This is a genomic window from Nocardia sp. NPDC055050 (genome assembly GCF_053608345.1).
In genome coordinates, this window is the sequence record NZ_JBSGVG010000048.1 from 25,296 (window position 1) to 42,470 (window position 17,175).

The 17,175-nt window shown below is 68.9% G+C and carries 14 protein-coding genes and 1 tRNA gene; 7 read left to right on the forward strand and 8 right to left on the reverse strand.

The annotated features are described in order from the left end of the window. Positions 1–101: 101 nt before the first annotated feature. Entirely contained in the window at positions 102–3,335 is a 3,234-nt protein-coding gene (locus ACWGCN_RS31845) for a carboxyl transferase domain-containing protein (protein ID WP_452460055.1), read from the reverse strand. Further along, complete coding sequence (locus ACWGCN_RS31850; RefSeq protein WP_452460054.1) at positions 3,332–3,997, reverse strand: TetR/AcrR family transcriptional regulator; 666 nt, start codon at positions 3,995–3,997, stop codon at positions 3,332–3,334. The genes ACWGCN_RS31845 and ACWGCN_RS31850 overlap by 4 nt, the downstream gene beginning before the upstream one ends. Positions 3,998–4,105: 108 nt before the next feature. On the opposite strand from ACWGCN_RS31850, the gene ACWGCN_RS31855 reads away from it, so the two are divergent. Next, positions 4,106–4,179: transfer RNA gene (locus ACWGCN_RS31855), tRNA-Asp, on the forward strand. Positions 4,180–4,241: 62 nt separating this feature from the next. Here ACWGCN_RS31855 and ACWGCN_RS31860 read toward each other — a convergent pair. From ACWGCN_RS31860 to ACWGCN_RS31870, 3 genes are read right to left on the reverse strand one after another with little or no spacing between them, the layout of a single operon-like run. Next, positions 4,242–5,270 carry a hypothetical protein gene (locus tag ACWGCN_RS31860; protein WP_449968173.1) on the reverse strand — a complete coding sequence of 343 codons (1,029 nt, stop codon included), beginning with the start codon at positions 5,268–5,270 and terminating at the stop codon, positions 4,242–4,244. Between the two features lie 9 nt (positions 5,271–5,279). Further along, positions 5,280–6,566, reverse strand: coding sequence for a hypothetical protein (locus tag ACWGCN_RS31865; RefSeq protein WP_387446366.1), 1,287 nt, complete (start codon positions 6,564–6,566; stop codon positions 5,280–5,282). Next, the gene (locus ACWGCN_RS31870; protein WP_378990544.1) at positions 6,566–6,883 is read right to left on the reverse strand and encodes a hypothetical protein; all 318 of its coding nucleotides are present in this window, start codon (positions 6,881–6,883) and stop codon (positions 6,566–6,568) included. Before ACWGCN_RS31870 ends, ACWGCN_RS31865 begins: the two co-directional genes overlap by 1 nt. Positions 6,884–7,095: 212 nt before the next feature. Between ACWGCN_RS31870 and ACWGCN_RS31875 the strand changes: the two genes are divergently transcribed. Beyond that, a complete protein-coding gene (locus tag ACWGCN_RS31875; protein WP_378990543.1) occupies positions 7,096–7,782 on the forward strand; it encodes a GAP family protein in 687 nt (228 codons plus the stop codon). Positions 7,783–7,905: 123 nt separating this feature from the next. Continuing rightward, positions 7,906–8,625: a polyprenol monophosphomannose synthase gene (locus ACWGCN_RS31880; RefSeq protein WP_228536832.1), complete on the forward strand. Its 720-nt coding sequence runs from the start codon at positions 7,906–7,908 to the stop codon at positions 8,623–8,625. A 58-nt stretch (positions 8,626–8,683) separates the two neighbouring features. Here the strand turns inward: ACWGCN_RS31880 and ACWGCN_RS31885 are convergent, their stop codons facing one another. Next, positions 8,684–9,118 carry a DUF6069 family protein gene (locus ACWGCN_RS31885; RefSeq protein WP_378631873.1) on the reverse strand — a complete coding sequence of 145 codons (435 nt, stop codon included), beginning with the start codon at positions 9,116–9,118 and terminating at the stop codon, positions 8,684–8,686. A 152-nt stretch (positions 9,119–9,270) separates the two neighbouring features. Between ACWGCN_RS31885 and ACWGCN_RS31890 the strand changes: the two genes are divergently transcribed. The 3 genes from ACWGCN_RS31890 to ACWGCN_RS31900 all read left to right on the forward strand — a co-directional run bounded on the left by ACWGCN_RS31890 (position 9,271) and on the right by ACWGCN_RS31900 (position 11,672). After that, the gene (locus ACWGCN_RS31890; protein ID WP_452460484.1) at positions 9,271–9,819 is read left to right on the forward strand and encodes a hypothetical protein; all 549 of its coding nucleotides are present in this window, start codon (positions 9,271–9,273) and stop codon (positions 9,817–9,819) included. Between the two features lie 94 nt (positions 9,820–9,913). Then, entirely contained in the window at positions 9,914–10,474 is a 561-nt protein-coding gene (locus tag ACWGCN_RS31895; RefSeq protein WP_452460485.1) for a copper chaperone PCu(A)C, read from the forward strand. Then, on the forward strand, positions 10,467–11,672 hold the full coding sequence (locus ACWGCN_RS31900) for a Dyp-type peroxidase (RefSeq protein WP_452529158.1): 1,206 nt from the start codon (positions 10,467–10,469) through the stop codon (positions 11,670–11,672). Before ACWGCN_RS31895 ends, ACWGCN_RS31900 begins: the two co-directional genes overlap by 8 nt. A gap of 39 nt (positions 11,673–11,711) precedes the next feature. Here the strand turns inward: ACWGCN_RS31900 and ACWGCN_RS31905 are convergent, their stop codons facing one another. Beyond that, the gene (locus ACWGCN_RS31905) at positions 11,712–13,124 is read right to left on the reverse strand and encodes an HAD-IB family hydrolase (RefSeq protein WP_452450037.1); all 1,413 of its coding nucleotides are present in this window, start codon (positions 13,122–13,124) and stop codon (positions 11,712–11,714) included. Further along, positions 13,124–15,541, reverse strand: a complete 2,418-nt coding sequence (locus tag ACWGCN_RS31910) for a glycerol-3-phosphate 1-O-acyltransferase (protein ID WP_387446373.1) — start codon at positions 15,539–15,541, stop codon at positions 13,124–13,126. The genes ACWGCN_RS31905 and ACWGCN_RS31910 overlap by 1 nt, the downstream gene beginning before the upstream one ends. A 249-nt stretch (positions 15,542–15,790) precedes the next feature. On the opposite strand from ACWGCN_RS31910, the gene ACWGCN_RS31915 reads away from it, so the two are divergent. Then, complete coding sequence (locus tag ACWGCN_RS31915) at positions 15,791–17,086, forward strand: salicylate synthase (RefSeq protein WP_378990535.1); 1,296 nt, start codon at positions 15,791–15,793, stop codon at positions 17,084–17,086. Positions 17,087–17,175: the final 89 nt, after the last annotated feature.

The following is a 17,175-nucleotide window of genomic DNA, read 5'->3' on the forward strand; positions in this document are numbered from 1 at the left end:
TCTGAATCTATTGAAAGTTGACGTCAACTTCAAGTCTGAACGCGTGCGCGGTGCGACCGGCTGGAAATATGTTGTAAATCACACAGGGAGCGAAGGCGGTATCAAGTGGCCGAGCTGCCGCACGACCCTCCGCGCGCCCGGCTGCCGGCGAGGGTGGCGATCCAGGTGCGGGTGTCGGCGGGGTCGATCACATCGTCGAGCTCGAAACCCGTGGCAGCGGTGAGCGCCTTGCCCGCCTGGTAGCCCATCGCGAGCAATTGCTGGAACAGCGTCTCGCGCTCGTCCGGATCCGTCACGGCGGCGAGCTCTTTGCTGAAGCCGAGGCGAACGGCGCCCTCCAGCCCCATGGGCCCGATCTCGCCGGTGGGCCAGGCGACGGTGAACCGCGGCGCGTGGAAGTGGCCCGCCGCCATCGCCATCGCGCCGAGTCCGTATCCCTTGCGCAGGATGATGGTGCCGAACGGCACGCTCAGTTGCGCGCCGAGCACGAACAGCTTGCTGAACCGTCGCACCGTCGCGGTCTTCTCCGCCTCCGGTCCGACCATGAAACCCGGTGTGTCACACAGGGAGACGACCGGCAGGCCGAACGATTGGCACAGCGTGAGGAACTCGCCCATCTTGTCGGCGGCCTCGGCATCGATCGCGCCGCCCAGATGGTGGCTGCTGTTGGCGATCAAGCCGAACGGTTCGCCGTGCACCCGCACCAGCGCGGTGACGACGCCGACCCCGTAGTCCGCCCGCAGCTCGAGCGCCGAGCCCACATCGACGATCGCGTCGATGGCGCGATGGATGTCGTAGGCGCGCAACCGGTTCTCCGGCACCACGTGCCGGGCCAGCCGCGGATCCGGTGCCTCGAATTCTTCGACCCGGCCCTGGAAGTAGCCGAGATACTGCTTGGCCAGTGCCACCGCGTGCGCTTCGTCGCGGGCGACCAGGTCGACGACACCGTTGCGTCGCTGCACCTCGATCGGACCGATGTCCTCGGGGCGGCAGGCGCCGAGCCCGCCGCCCTCGATCATCGCCGGTCCGCCCATGCCGATATTGGCGTCCGGCGTCGCGATGATCACGTCGCAGACACCGGCCAGGGCGGCGTTGCCCGCGAAGCAGCGGCCCGACACGATCGTCACCAGCGGCACCTTGCCGCGGAGCGCGCCGAGCGCGCGGAAGGTCGTCACGTCCAGGCCCATGCCGGTCCCGTCGGTGTCGCCCGGCCTGCCGCCGCCGCCCTCGGCGAACAGCACCACCGGAATCCGCTTGCGTTCGGCGAGTTCGAAGGCGCGGTCGGTCTTGGCGTGGTTGTTCTTGCCCTGGGTGCCGGCGAGCACGGTGTAGTCGTAGGAGACCACCACCGCCTCGGCGTTGTCGAAGCGGTCGGCGCCGATGGTCGCCAAGCCGGTGACCAGGCCGTCGGCGGGGGTGTTGGCGATCAGGTCCGCTTCGGCGCGTCTGCTGCGTTGTGCGGCGAGCGCGAGTGCGCCGTATTCGACGAAGCTGCCCTCGTCGACCAGGTCCGCGATGTTCTCCCTGGCGGTGCGGCGACCGAGCCGGTGCCGTTTGGCCACGGCCGCCGGGCGGGACTCGTCCAGCGTCACGAGGTGCCTGGCGCGGATCTCGTCGACATCGGCGCGAACGCGGTCGGGATCCAGCTCGGTGTGCGCGCCGCCGGATTCGTCCGCGCCGGTGCGGGTGATGATGACCAGCGGATCGCCCGGCGCGACGACCTGGCCGGGGCGGACCAGCACCCGGGCGGTCCTGGCGGCATCGGGCGCGCTGGCCACATGCTGCATCTTCATCGCCTCGAGCACGGCGAGCTGACCGCCCGCGCCGACGTCGACACCCTCGTCGGCTACCTCGACCACCGTGCCCGCGAGCTGAGCGCGCACGGCCTCCTGCCCTGGATACAGCTCGACCGCGGTGACCGTGGCCTCGGGCTGACCGGTCTGTGCCGCCGCGACCAGTTCGATCAGCCGCTCGGTGAGAAAGCTGGTGGTGGCGAGACCCGACTGGAAGGTGCTGTCGGCGAGGATCTCCCGCAGGAACGAGAGGTTCGTGTCGATGCCGGTCACGGTGAACTCGGCGAGTGCGGTCGCGGCCTTGCGGGCGGCGGCGGGGAAGGACTGTCCGCGAGTGCGGGTGATCACCTTGGCCAGCAGCGAGTCGTAGCGCGGGCTCGGAGTCAGCCCGGCGCGACCGAAGGTGTCGACCCGCACGCCGGGGCCGGTCGGCGGTGCGAAGGTGATCAGGGTGCCCGCGGCCGGCACCGCCGAACCGTCGGCCGTCATCGTTTCCATGTTGACCCTCGCCTGGATCGCGATACCGTCGGCGGCGGCGGGTTCGCCGGTGGATCCTGTTCCAGTGGAGACGATTCCGCTCGGCAACCCCAGTTCGTCGAAGGGTGTGCCCTGGGCGATCGCCAGCTGCACGGCGACCAGATCCACGCCGGTGACCTCCTCGGTCACGGTGTGCTCCACTTGGATTCGCGGATTCACCTCGAGGAACACGAATTCGGCGTCGGAGACCAGGAATTCGACGGTGGCCAGCCCGCGATAGTCGACGTGGGCACACAGCCGGGCCGCCGCCGCGTGGAGCTCTCTGCGCCGGGTGTCCGAAAGTCCCTGCGCGGGAGCGATTTCGAGCAGTTTCTGGTGCCTGCGCTGCACACTGCAATCGCGATCGCCCAGTGCCAGCGCTGTGCCGCCGGTGGCGACGATCTGCACTTCGATGTGCCGGGCGTTCTCGAACAGCGTCTCGGCGAAGACCGCCGGATCGCCGAAACCGAGCCGCGCTTCCGCGGCACACTGCCGGTACGCGTCGTCGATCTCCTGCGCGCTCCGCACCACCCGCATGCCACGGCCGCCGCCACCGGCCAGCGCCTTGATCATGATCGCGCCGGGGCGCGTGCCGAAGAACGTGTGAACCTGTTCGACGGTGGTCGGTCCCTCGGTCGCGGGCAAGACGGGGACGCCGGCGGCCACGGCGGTCGCGCGGGCCGAGGACTTGTCGCCGAACAGGTCGAGCGCCGAGGGATCGGGGCCGACGAACGTGACGCCGTCGGCCGCGCACGCGCGGGCGAATTCGGCGTTCTCGCTGAGGAATCCGTAGCCGGGATGCAAGTAGTCGGCGCCGGATTCCTTGGCGGCGGCGAGGATCGCGGCGTGGTCGAGGTAGGCCGTCGCGCCGGTGCCCGCCAACCGGATCGCCTCGCCCGCCGCGAGCACATCGGGATTGTCGGCGTCGTCCTCGGCGTACACCGCCACGGTGTCGATGCCGAGCTCGGCGGCGGTGCGCAGGACGCGCAGGGCGATCTCGCCGCGGTTGGCGATGAGCAGCTTCACGGGATGTCCTCGGATTCGGTGGTGGCGCGGGTCGGGCCGGTGAAGCCGATCAGTCGTTCGGCGATGGCGATGTGGTCGGTGATGAACTGTTCGCGCCGGTCGCGGTCGGCTCCGGCGAGCCGGGAGGCGCCGATCAGCAGTGCGTCGGCGAGAGTCTCGACGATCCGCGACGGCGGGGCGCACGGATCGATCCCGCCGCGGACCTCGGTACGTTCGAGAAACGCGGTGAATCGCTTGCGCAGACGAGTGCGCACCTGCGACCACTGCGCGCCGATCGCGGGATCGATCCCCGCCCGGTGCTCGATCAGCGCCACCAGCGCGCCGTTGGCGAACACGGCTTGCGCGAACGCTCGCGTGGTGGCACCGATGACCTCGGCGGGCGCGGTGACCTCGACGTCCACCACGAGTTGCGCGGCCAGGAACTGCGCGCACACCCGCTCGGTGATCGCCCCGAACACCTCGTCCTTGGACGAGAAATACGCGTAGAACGTCGCCCGGGAGACTCGCGCCCGCGTGGTGATCGTCTCCACCGAGGTCTGGTCGTACCCGCACTCGGCGAAACACCGCGCTGCCGCATCCAGCAACTCGCCGCGGCGCGGACCGGCGCTGTCCTTGCGCGCCGACCTGGCCCGCTCCTGCGCCTCGCTGGTGGTCACCGCCACAAGTGTTGTTGACGTTGACGTCAATGTCAACGCCCGATCCACCGCCTGACCTGTTCGGTTACCGAAACCGATGCCCACCGGGTAATATCCCCCGACGTAACGAAGCAAGGCCCTGTAGCGCAGTTGGTTAGCGCGCCGCCCTGTCACGGCGGAGGTCGCGGGTTCGAGTCCCGTCAGGGTCGCAACACAGCAAAGTCCCCCACACCGATCCCGGTGCGGGGGACTTTCGCGTTCGAGGACGTGTTCAGATGCGGTGGTCGATGCTGGTGATGCGGTGGCGGCCGGGGGCCACCTCGGTGGTGCGCATGACCTGGTTGATTTTCTCGGTGGTGGCGTCGCCCGGCCATTTCTGGTGGATGGTGACATTCCAGAGGGTGGCGTCGGCGGCGTCGGCCTTGGTGATGTGGACGCAGTATTTGACGTCGAGGGGCAGCGAGCCGATGCCTTCGGCCAGGGCGGAGGCATTGCCCACATGCGCGTTGTCGGTGACGAAGGAGCGGGCCTTTGCGGCGTCGCGGTCGACGTAGTAGCTGTATTCGAAGCCGAGGATGGCGCCCTCGGGGCTGGCGGTGTCGCCGCGCTCGGCGCTGATGGTGATCGAGGGAGTGCGGAAGGACTCGCAGCCGGACAGGGCGTGGGCGGGCAGTGGGGGAACCACGGTGGAGGTGGTCGCCCGCGAGCCGGGGACGGCGGCCTGGGTGGTGGTGCTCGTCTTGTCGGCGGGGCCGAGAAAGATGGTGGCGGCCACGCCGAGCACGACGACGAAGGCGAGCGCGCCGACCACGCCCTTGATCGCGGCGGCGGCTTTCGCCCGGCCGCCGCTGTCGTCGTAGCGTTCGTCGTCGAAGTTCTTGCGGGGGCGCCGCGCGACCTGGCCGCCGCCGCCGAAGTCCTTGAGGCGCGGCAACACCGGCATCTCCACGTGGTCGCCGCTCTGTTCGGTGGCGGTGGCGGTGGCCCAGTCGTTCCAGTCGACATCGTCGCCGCGCTGCGTCTCGACCGGCGCGTCGCCGTCGTTCCAGTCGTTCCAGTCGCCGGTGAACCCGTCGTCGTCGGCGGGGTTTCGATATACCGGCTGGACGGGTGCGGGCTCGAACGGGTCGTTGTTGTCGAACGGTTCCGGGTCGGGTGGCGGCCAGGTCTCGGGGTTCGTGCCGATCGTCTGCGGCTCGGCCTCGCGTCGCCGCCTGCGTCGCCGTTTGCCCTGCGGGCGACGGCGACCGGGCGTCGTGGCATCCGGCGACGTGAAGTAGGCACCGAACGGATTCTCCATCCGGGGGTCCTACGCCGGCGCCGGGACGACTCCCGGTTGACCGTGTTTAGGTGCGGCGGAGGGTTTTTCGGTCTCCTGATCCTGCTGCGGACGACTGCCGGGCGGAACCACCCCGCCTTGCATCGGCTGCTGGGCGGGCGCCGGTGTGCTCGGAGCCTGTTGGGGCTGTTCGGTTTTCGGCGCCTGGTTGGACTGGAACGGCGCGGACGGCGCGGGGGTATCCGGCTTCGCCGACGCGCCACTGTCGCTGTTCGCCCCGGTGCCGGTGCCCCCGCCGGTGCTGGTGCCGCCACCCAATCCGCCGAACAGGGTGTTCGTGCCGGTGCCACCACCATTGGTCGACGGTGAGGTGGGTGCGGTGCCCGCGGGGGTGGTGGAGGTGGCGCCCTCGGTGCCGGTGGCATTCGCGGCGAGAGTGTCGATTCCGGTCGTCGCCAGCTCGGAGCCCGCGTCGATCCCGTGCATCGCGACTTCGGCGATCTTGTCGATCAGATGCGTGCCGAAGGTGACGCCGGCGTCGATCGCCGCGGTTCCCAAGGACACCCCACCGTCGATCAAGGCCTCCTGCAACGCGATCTGCGCCGCTGTCGCCGGATCGATGTTGTCGTCCTCGTCATCCCACGAGGAGTCGTCCCACGACGACGTATCGGACCCGCCGGTGCCGAGCACATAGACCCCGGGCGCCACCTCCGTCGCGCCGGTGGGCACGGTGACCCCGTTGGTCCCGCCGAGATCGCTGGTGAGCCCCTTGGTGTCGCGGGTGTACTGATCCATCTCGGTGCTGGCGTTGCCCACCACCCCGACCGCTTCCGAAATGGCCTCTTCGGCCAGCTCGACGATGGCGTCGAGGTTGTTCTCGTTCACCGCGGGCGCGGCCTTCTTCGCCTTGGCCCGGAAGTCGGCGATGATCGCGTCGACCTTGGCGGCCGCGGTCGACTGTGTCGAATACGCCTGCCCGAGCAGCGAGCTCAAACTGGTCCCGCGATCGGCCGCGGCCGAGACCTCGGTGGCGGTCTGCCGCAGCGCGGGGGTGGCCGGCGCCGCGGTCTCGGTCGACTCGAGCGCGTACAGCCCGAGCCGATGCGGGTCTTCGGTAGCCGTGGTCGCGGCGGATGCCGACGTGAGCGCGGCGACCACGGACGCGTCGGGATCGGCGGAAGTGTTGCTGCCCAGCGATCTCCGCAACTCGAGCAGCGGAACTTCGAGCAGCGCGATCACCGGCTCGATCTTCGCCTCGGCCTCGGCGGGGGTGATCGTGCTGACCGTGGTCTCGGTGACCAGCGACTTGGAACGCATCACGCCACCTCTCCCTCGGCTGCTCGCAGATCGCCCGCCAGCCCGGAATCGATCCCGGTCACGCTGGCGCCGAAGCGATTCAAGATGTCCTGATAGGCGGTGACCAGGTTGCCCGCCGTGCTCAGCGTCGACGCGTGGTCGCCCGCGGCCTGTGTCCAGGCGGCGGCGAATTCACGCCCGAGCACGCCGAGCCCGGACAGGTCGACCCCGGCCGCGGTCGTCGTCTCTGTGGCCGCTGTGCCAAGAAGTTCGGAAACCCGAGCTGCCGCACGCTGATAAGCGTCGAGCGCTGACGGGTCGAAAGACATTTCTGCCACGATGTCTGCCCCTTCACGATCGCGGATCCCGGCACGGCCGGTGCTCAAAAGCGTAACCACCGAGCGCCGTTTGCGGGGGAGTCCAGTCCAGATGGCAGGATCGATTTCGAGACCGCGCAGGTCAAGGACTTTCGCCGCGGGATTCGGGTGGTGCTGGTGTGACGAACGGGTCGGCGATCGAAATATGACCGGCGAGTAGGGTCAGCCATGTCATGGATGGGTATCGACTGTTGGCCCTGCTCGGGTTCGCTCTGCTCGACGCGCTCGATGTGCTGCTGGTGGCGATCACCACGGCCGTGGTCGCCGACGCCAGGCTGACCCGGCGCTCGCCGATGACGGGTGTGCTCAGCTTCCTCGGCGGCGTTTTCGCGATCTCCGTGGTCTTCGGCGTGTGCACCGTACTCGGCATCGACTTCCTGGTCCGGCTTCTCGACTTCGAGTTGACCCCGGCTCTGCGGTACTGGGGCGAGCTGGTGATCGGCCTGGTGCTGATCGCGGTCGCCGTGCTGCCGGTGGACACCACCGCGCCCACCGGTGGTCGCTGGGTCGAGCCGGTGCGTAAGCATCCGTGGCTGATGGGCGTGCTCGGCTTCACGCTGGGTTTGGCGAAGGTACCGACCTCGGTGCCGTACCTCGCGGCTCTGGCCCTGCTGTCCGCACAGCGCCCGCTGCCGGTGGTGTGGCCGGTGATCGTGGCCGGTTACTGCGCGATCGCCCTGATCCTGCCGCTGGTCGTGCTCGCTGTCGCCATGCGGCGGACACCGCGCGCGCGGCGGGTATACCGCCTGCTCGTGCGGGGCATCACCCGCTTCGGGCCGCCGGTCATCAGGGTGCTTTTCGTCGTGTTCGGCCTCGGATTGATCATCGACGCGCTGGTCCACGCGGGTCGGCTGTGGTGAGCGCCCGCACGGCCACTCAGGAAAGCGTCAGGACCATCGAGTACCGTCATAACGAATCGATGACATGCCCCGTGCCCGCATCCTGGGCCGCGGGGCTATCCAGGTGAGCAGGGAGGGCGACCCTTGAGGGTTACCGTTGTTGTGCCGACCTACAACGAGCGGGAAAATCTGCCGGTGGCGGTGGAGCGGCTGACGGCTCTGCCGGTGTCCGATCTGCACGTGCTGGTGGTAGATGACAATTCACCCGACGGCACGGGTGATGTCGCCGACAAACTGGCCGCTGAGCTGCCGAATGTGGTGAGCGTGCTGCACCGCACCGAGAAGGACGGTCTCGGCCGCGCCTACATCGCGGGCATCACCGCGGCGCTCGACGAGGGTGCCGACGTGGTGATCCAGATGGACGCCGATCTGTCGCACCCCGCCGAGGTGATCCCGTCGATGCTCGAGAAGCTGAGCTCCGACGACGTCGGCGTGGCGCTGGGGTCGCGCTACGTGCCCGGCGGTTCCACCGCCGCGGAGTGGAAGTGGTACCGCAAGGCCCTGTCGGCCTGGGCCAACTTCTACGTGAACCTGATCCTGCGCCTGGGCGTGAAGGACGCGACCGCCGGTTTCAAGGCCTGGAAGGCCGACACCCTGCGGGCGATCGACGTGGCGTCGATCCGCAGCAACGGCTATTCGTTCCAGGTCGAGATGAACTACCGCGCGATCAAGAAGGGCTACACGATCGCCGAGGTGCCGATCCGCTTCGAGGAGCGCACCGTCGGCGCGTCGAAGATGAGCCTGAAGGTGCAGCTCGAATCGGCGCTCATGCCGTGGAAGCTGCTGTTCGGCCGCTCGGTCTAGAACTCGGCACGCGAAAGGCCCCGCCGTTTCTCGGCGGGGCCTTCGCTGTGTGTTCGGGTCACTTCGCGGTGATGCCGCGACGCACACCTTCCAGCGCGATCACCATGACCGGCACCAGCACCACGTGCATCACCGACAGGGCGATGGTGGAGGCGGTGTCGAAGTCGGCGGCCACGGTCAGCCCGATGGTCGCGATCGACAGCACCGATCCGACCACGGCGGCGGTCCGCAGCACGCCGGTCCACACGTAGGACAGCAGCACGGCGACGGTGAGCCCGATCAGCACCGGCACCGCCGACATCATGATCACGCCGCCGGGTGCGGCATCGGTGACCTTGCCGTCGGCGATCGTGGTGAACGTCCCGCCTGCGGCGGCGCCGACGGCCCAGACGATCAGGTTCAGCACCACGGCGGTGGCAGCGGCGCCCAGCACGGCCACGGGCCGGTTCAGTGCGGGAACGGTGTAGGTGGCGGGGGCGGTGGTGGTGGTCATGATGTTCTCCCTCATTCGGTGGTGAGACCATCATCAAACCCAAACAATGGTTAAGGTCAAGTCTTTCTTCGGAATTCGGCTGCGACACCGATGAGACCCCGGTCATACGCCCTGATCCCGTTGTCTACGACACGTAGTCGTAGCATGGCTCTGTGCGTTCACCGACGGATCACACCGCGCGCTTACGCGGCGCGGCGGTGGGTGTTGCGTCCGGTGCGGTCGCCGTGCTCGCGCACGGCCTCGGTGGCGCTACCGCCCTTCCCGCCGGCTCGTCGATGGCCCTGCTGTTCGCCGCCTGCGCCCTGATCGGTGTCGTGGTCTCCGCGCTGCCACGCGGGCACAGTCCGGTCTCGACCATGGCGGTGCTGGCTGTCGGCCAGGGCGTCGGGCACACCGCGATGTCGCTGGGACATGTCCAGCACCATCCTCTTTCGGCCGCGATGGTGCTCGCGCACCTGGTCGCGATCCCGGTCGGGGCGATCGCGATTCGCGCCGCCGAAGTCGGAGTACGCCGGGCGATCACCAGCGTGCGCCAGCTGGTCCTCGTGCTGGCCGGGGTCGTGCGTCCCCTCGCGCGTGCGGTCCGGCGACCCGCCGCCGACGAGCGCGCGGTGCTCCGGCAACTCCTCCTACGACCGGACATCGGGCTGCGTGGTCCGCCCCGAACGGGCGCGACCACACTCACCCCCGTTCCGGCGTAGCTCCACGCCGTCGAAATCCGCCGTCCCGGTGGATGATTCGCTGTGCCGACAGGCCGGTCCGGGGTCCATTCCATCCCGATGATCGGAGTTCCCCATGTCCGCGTACACGCGTACCCACCTGCGTTCACCCCGCGTCGCCCGCCGTCTCGGTGCCGCGACCGCACTGTCTGTCCTCGCCCTCTTCTCCACCGCCTGCTCGGGTTCGGAACCCGCACCCGCTGCCCCCGCGCCGGCGGGCGACCGGATCACGATGAGCGACCAGTGGATCAAGGCCGCCGACTCCGGCATGTCCGCCGCCTTCGGCAACCTGCGTAACACCGGGGACGTGCCGGTCACCCTGGTCGCCGCGACCAGCCCGGCCTCGGACCGGGTCGAGATCCACGAGGTCGTGCCCGACAGCACCGGGGCCAAGACCATGCGTCCGAAGGAGGGCGGCATCACCATCCCGGCGCACGGTGAAGTGACACTGAAGCCCGGTGCCGAGCATCTGATGTTCATGGACCTGTTGCAGCCACTGCGCACCGGTGCGGAAACCTCGCTCACCCTGACCTTCTCCGACGGCTCGAGCACTGTCGTCAGCGCCCAGGTGCGCGATTTCGCGGGCGGCAAGGAGAATTACACGCCGGGCTCCGAGAACCCGACGCACGGTGGCTGATCCGCATGCCGGGCTCTCCCGCCGCCGGTTGCTCGGCGGGGGAGCGGCGGCAGCGGGTGTCGTCGGCGCGGCCGGAATCGGCTGGGGCGCGGCCGGTCTCCGGGATCGGGAACGAGAACCCGACGTCGGGCGCGAGGTTGTTCCGTTCTACGGCGCGCACCAGGCCGGCATCGAGACGACGCCACCCGGTCACGTGGCTTTCGCCGGTTTCGACCTCGCGCCCGGGGTCGGACGCGAGGACGTCATCGGCCTGCTCCGGATCTGGACCGACGACGCAGCGCGGCTCACCCAGGGCGTTCCCGCGCTGGCCGACACCGAACCGGAACTCGCGGCCCGGCCTGCCCGGCTCACCGTCACGGTCGGTTTCGGTCCCGAGCTGTTCACCGTCACCGGTCTCACGGCACGACGACCGAGGTGGCTGCGGCAGCTGCCGCCGTTTCCCGTCGACCGGCTGGAGCCCGCCTACACCGGCGCGGACCTGGTGCTCCAGGTCTGCGCTCAGGAAGCGACGACGGTAGCGCACGCGGTGCGGGTGCTGTCCAAGCATGTGAAGTCGCTGGTGACGGTGCGGTGGGTGCAGCGCGGCTTCCGGGACGCACCACGCGGCCAGACCATGCGCAACCTCATGGGCCAGGTCGACGGCACCGTCAACATCGCCCCGCGCACGGTCGACTTCGATCGTCTGGTGTGGGACGACGGTGCGTCGACGCCGTGGCTGACGGGTGGCACCTCGCTGGTGCTGCGCCGGATCGCCATGGATCTGGACCGCTGGGACGAACTCGACGCCGACGGCCGGGAACTGACCGTGGGCAGAAAGGTCAGCACCGGTGCGCCGCTCACCGGCACCGCCGAGCACGACGAACCCGATCTGACGGCGGTGGACCGCAACGGCATCCCGGTGATCCCGCCGTCGTCGCATGTCGCCCGCGCCAGGCACACGCACGACGGTGAACGGTTCCTGCGGCGCGGTTTCAACTACGACGAGGCGCCCGCCCCGGGGCAGCTGTCGAATTCGGGACTGCTGTTCGTCGCCTACCAGCGCGACGTCGATGCCCAGTTCCTGCCTGTGCAGCAGCGGCTGGCGGAGTTCGACGCGCTGAACGAATGGACGACTCCGGTGGGCTCGGCCGTGTTCGCGATCCCGCCCGGCGTCCCCGCGGCCGGGAACTATCTCGGGCAGCAGTTGTTCGAGAGCTGAGGGAGTCCGGCCGGGCGCACCACCGCGCCCGGCCGGATCTCAGTCGGGTTCCGGCCAGTTCAGCAGGGTGGTTTCGAACAGCTGCCGAACGCCTTCCACCTCGGCGTCCATGTCGGCCGGGTCCCAGCCGGAGACGTCGATCGGCGCCAGCACCGCCACGTCGACGATGCCGGGGCGGGCGATCGGTGAATCCCGCCAGGCGATCTCGCCGGCATTGCGGACCACCACCGGGATCACCGGCACGCCCGCCTGGATGGCGATATGGAAGGCGCCCTTCTTGAACGGGCCGACACCGGGGGTGAACGAGCGCGTTCCCTCCGGGGCGACCGCGATCGAGAGCCCGTCGCGCAGGGTCGAAACGACCGGGGCGAGTGCGGCTTTCGCGCGTTCGGTGTCGGTGCGGTCGATGAAGGTGACCCCGACGAACCGCATCAGCGGGCCGAACAGGGGGTGGTTGGCGAGTTCTTTCTTGCCGATGCCGGTCACCGCCCCGTCGAGCACCTTCGGGACGATGATCACGTCGAACTGGCTCTGGTGGTTGAACAGAAACACCGCGGGCCTGGGTGCGCGGGCGTTCTCGGCTCCGACCACGCGCAGCTGTACGTCGATCGCGCGCAGGGTGGCGGTGGTGGCGTCGTGCATGAGCGCGTCGGCCATCGTCTGGCGTTTGCCGGTGTGGGACTTGCGAAGTACGCCGATCAGCGCACCGCCGATGAGCCCGGCGAAGCCGGCGATGGTGCGCAGGTAGTCGACGGGGCGTGGAGCTCGGCGCAGCCGGAATGTGAGGGTGGGCCAGTCCTTGCCGATGGCGATCGCGGCCAGCGCGGGGTCCGGGTCGATCACGGTCGGCCGGGTGGCGAGTTCGAGCAGGGACAGGTCGGTCACGCTGTCGGCATAGACATAGCCGACCTCCAGGTCTGCGGCGAATTCGGCTACCGCCGTGGCTTTTCCGGTGCGCCACAGCGGTGCGCCCGCCGTGTGGCCCGTGAGAACGCCGTCTCGGACGGCGAGTTCCGTGCACAGTACGTTGTCGATGCCGAGCCGCTCGGCCACGGGCCGGACCTGGAATCGGGTGAGCTCGCTGACCATGATCACGGTGTGCCCGGCCAATTGGTGCGCGCGGACGAGCTGCCACGCCTCGGGAAACAGTCGCCCGTAGATCTGCTCGGCGAAAGCCTTGCGGCCCAGCTGCTCGAGCTCGGACTCCGAGGCACCCGCCCAGGTCTGTTCCACGGCTTGCAGGAAGCGTCCGTAGTCACCATCGCTGCCACCGCGCTGGATACCACCGAGCAGGGTGGCCCGGCGGCCGTCGCCACGACGGAACACCTTGCGTGCCAGTCCCCGTCGCGGCAGGCCGTCGACGACGGTGCCCCCGAAATCGAACACCGCGGCGATCCGTGCGCCCTGCGGACCCGACCGGATCGCGGACACTGCTTCGGCGAGTGTGCTCATCAGTTCGTGTTCCTGTTCGATGGATCGAGCGAGGCCGCCCGCGCGATGCGCTCTCCGAGATCACGCAGCTGGTCGGCGAATTCCTGGCGCTTGCCGATCAATTCGGCTTCGGCCCCCGCGGCGGCGGGTGCGATGAGGCCGTGGTTGTCGGCCAGTTTCCAGGCACTGGTGAACAGTTCCGACGACACCGATTCGGGGCTGTGCAGCCGCTGCTGCAACAGCATCTGCTTGCCGACCGCCACGCATTCGTCGATGAATTCCTTGCGATCGATCGTCGCGTCGGCAGCGCGGGCCACCAGACGCTCGGCCACCACCAGCTGCGCGTCGAAGAACGATCGCAATACCCGATGGGCCATCACGAACCCGGATTCGGTGACAGCGCCGAGGAATTGGCGATCCAGCCGGTCGTCGGGGGTGTGCTCGTCCCATTCGGGCACGATGAGGCGCACTTCCTCGATGATCTGCTCGGCGAACTCCTGCCGTTCCGGGAAGAAGAACTCGAACTTGAGCAGATCGCGCAGCGCGAAGGCCGCCTTCCACGCCGCCCGCAGCGGATCGTCACCCGGCTGTTCCACCGCGGTCAGGGCGGCCAGCTCGAGGATGGCCCGGTTGACGAACCAGTGCACCGCGCTGTTGCGGTAGAACGCCGCCTCGAGGTGAACCCCGGGTTCGATCGCGTACACCGGCTCCAACCCGCCGCGGTACACGGTGACAACACCCGCGAGCGCGAGTTGCTCGAGCACCACCCGCAGGCCCTGTTCGTCACGCAGCGTGGACAATTCGCCGCTCGGTAGCCCGCGCACGGTGATGTAGCCGAGCACCGGATCGAGCACCGTGCGCACCTGCCCGAGGGTGAGCGCCCGTTCGTGCACGCCCAGCAAGGCCAGGGTGACCAGCGCGTTGACGGTGATCGGGGTGACCTCATTGATGCCGACCGCGATGTCGAAAGCCAAGCGCTGCACCGCTTTGTGCTCGGCGTCGGCCACGGCTTTCTCATCGGGAACGGTGGCGGAACCGGTCTCGGTATCGCGCAGCGGAATGGTCACCGGGCGCTGATCGAGTGGGTCGCCGTGCACGCCGAGACGCTCGCGTGCCGAAAGCGCCTCGCCGAAGCGCACATACACCCGTCCCGCCGAGTGCTGCTGCAGCCGAACATATTTCGCGAGCCAGCCGATGCCCTCGGCCTTCTTCGTGCCGCCGGCCTGTTCGCTCGCGATCGCCCCGAGCTCGTTGAGCCGCTCGTAGGTGATCGAGACCGGCACCAGCATCACGTCGTCGACGCGCCGCGAACGGACCGCGGCGGCAAGGTAGTTGAGTAGTCCGTACCGCGGCGGGCGAAGCTTGCCCGTCCTGGTGCGCCCGCCCTCGAAGTACCACTCCATATTGAATCGCTTGGCCAGCAGGTAGGCGAAGTACTCCTCGACGACCGCCTTGTAGACCTCGTCGTCGCCGAAGCTGCGCCGGATGAACACCGTGCCCGTGCGGCGCGCGATCGGTCCCATCGGCCAGAAGTTGAGGTTCGCGCCGCCGATCACGTGGTTGGGCGGAAAGTCGTTGCGCGCCAGCACGTCACCCAGGACGAACGCGTCGACATAGGAGCGGTGCGAGGGCAGGAACACCAGCGGGTGCTTGCGGTTGAGCTTGCGCAACGCGTCGAGGCCGCGCAGATCGGTGTCGACCTTCCAGGTCGAGGCGTGGACCGGTCGCATCGCCTGGGTGAACAGGTCCGAGACCAGCCGGCTCTGGGCGGCGACGAGCTCGCGTAGCGCCTTCTCCGCGTTGCGGTACACCTGGTCGGGTTCGGAGCCGATCTCGTCGGCGATGTAGTCGAGCTTGCGCTGGAATTCGGGGGAGTCGAGGATCTCCTCGGCCACCAGCTGGGGCACCTTGTAGCGATCGCCGATGACGGTGCGTTCGGCGCGTTCGAGCGCGACCACGGCGGCGCGTACGACCGCGCGCGCGAACGGATCCGCCGAGCCCGCGCGCAACAGCGCCGCGGCCTCGGGATTGTTGGTGCGCAGCGCGCTGAGCCGGGCGGGTGCGCCGACCAGCACGCGGTGGCGGTCGGGTTCGGTGCGCAGCAGCCTGCGCTGGACGAGCCGGTTGGGTTTGCGCGGATTGGTGAGCATCGCCAGGTCGGCGAAGGTCACCCGGCGCACGCCGTCGCGTTCGGGCGGCAGCCACAACACCCGGACGGGCACCACCAGCGGGTCGTCGTGCCTGCCGACAAGGCGTTTGGTGATGGCTTTGGCGTCGAGGTCGAGCTGGGTCACCGGGGCCGTGGAGTCGATCTCCCTGCCGAGACCGCCCTGGGCGATCCAGTCGCCGATCACCGCGCGTTCGACGCCGGAGGCCGCGTCGACCAGGGCGACCACCGAGTCTGCCTGCGGGCCGCGCCGCCCACCTTTGTCGATCATTGCTCCATTCAAGCCGCAGATCTGCTTCGGCGCACCGAACTCGGTCCACAGCGCGTTGCGCGACGCGCGAACAGCGGGGGATGTCCGGTGGGGTGCGACAGTGCCGGCGGTTTGCTCGGTGGAACGGAAGTGGCGAAGAATACCCAACACGGGTCTGGTCAAACGGCGAGGTAATGCTAACCTAACCAAGCAAAGTTAGGTCAGCTTTACCTTGGAGGATCGTTGTCGTCGACGGAACAACCCGTACGGGTGGAGTATGTGACCGACCCGGCGGCAGCGATGTCACGTCTGGCCGTCTCGGATCGATTCGGTGAGTACGTGATGTACGAACAGCCCGGTGTGTGGGTGTTTGCCGCCGATCCGCTCGGCAGCGTAGAGCTCGACGCCGGTGAGCTGCGCACTGTCTGGGGTGGTGAGACCACCGCTCGCGCCTGGACCGGCAGCCCGGCCACCGCCATCGATACCGCGCTGGCCGACCTGCCGCTCGACGGCCGCAACGCCTACGGCTGGATCGGCTTCGAATTCTGCGCCTACTCGCTGTCGGCGACGCACTACCTCAATCCGCTCACCTCGCTGGCGCACCTGATGATTCCGCGAATTGAGGTGCGCGTCGACGCCACCGGCGTGCGGATCAGCGGCGCCACCCCGAGCGAGGCGTGCGACATCCACGATCTGATCGCCGGCTCGCAGGGTGTGGACCTACCGGTGCCGACGCCGGTCGACGTGCGATCCGACTCGACGAACTACGAACAGCGCGTGGCCACGGCGGTCGCCGAAATCCGTTCCGGCAGCTACCAGAAGGTGATTCTGTCGCGCAAGGTCGAGCTGCCGTTCCCGGTGGACGTGCCCGCGACCTATCGCCTCGGCCGGGCCAGCAACACGCCCGCCCGCTCGTTCCTGCTGCGGCTGGGCGGGCTCGAAGCGGCCGGGTTCAGCCCCGAGCTGGTGGCCTCGGTCGACGACGATCGCATCGTCACCACCGAACCGCTGGCGGGTACGCGGGCATTCGGGCTCGGTGCCGAAGCCGATGATGCCGCCCGCGCCGACCTGCTCGCGGACCCGAAGGAGATCGTGGAGCACGCGATCTCGGTGCAGACCTCCTTCGCCGAGATCGCGGAGGTGGCCGTGCCGGGCACGTCGGCGGTCTCCGATTTCATGGCCGTGCGCGAGCGCGGCAGCGTGCAGCACCTGGCGTCCACCGTGCGTGGCACCCTGGCCGCCGACCGCACCGCGTGGGACGCGCTCGAGGTGCTGTTCCCGTCGGTGACCGCCTCCGGTATCCCCAAGCGCGCGGGCGTCGACTCGGTGTTCCGCAACGACCACGACCCGCGTGGGCTGTATTCCGGTGCGGTGGTCTGTGTTTCGCCGACCGGCGCGCTCGAGGCGACGCTGGTACTGCGGGCGATCTACCAGACCGGTGAGGGTGCGTGGTTGCGCGCCGGTGCCGGAATCGTGGGGCAGTCGCGCCCCGAGCGTGAGTTCGAGGAGACCTGCGAGAAGCTGGGCAGCGTCGCGCCTTACGTGGTCAAGGCTTACAAAGCCTGATCCTCGGAGCCGAACGGCGGCCCACCCTTCGCGGGTTGGGCCGCCTTTTTTTTTATCAGAAGTGCTTGGCTAGGAGAGATTTCTTTTTG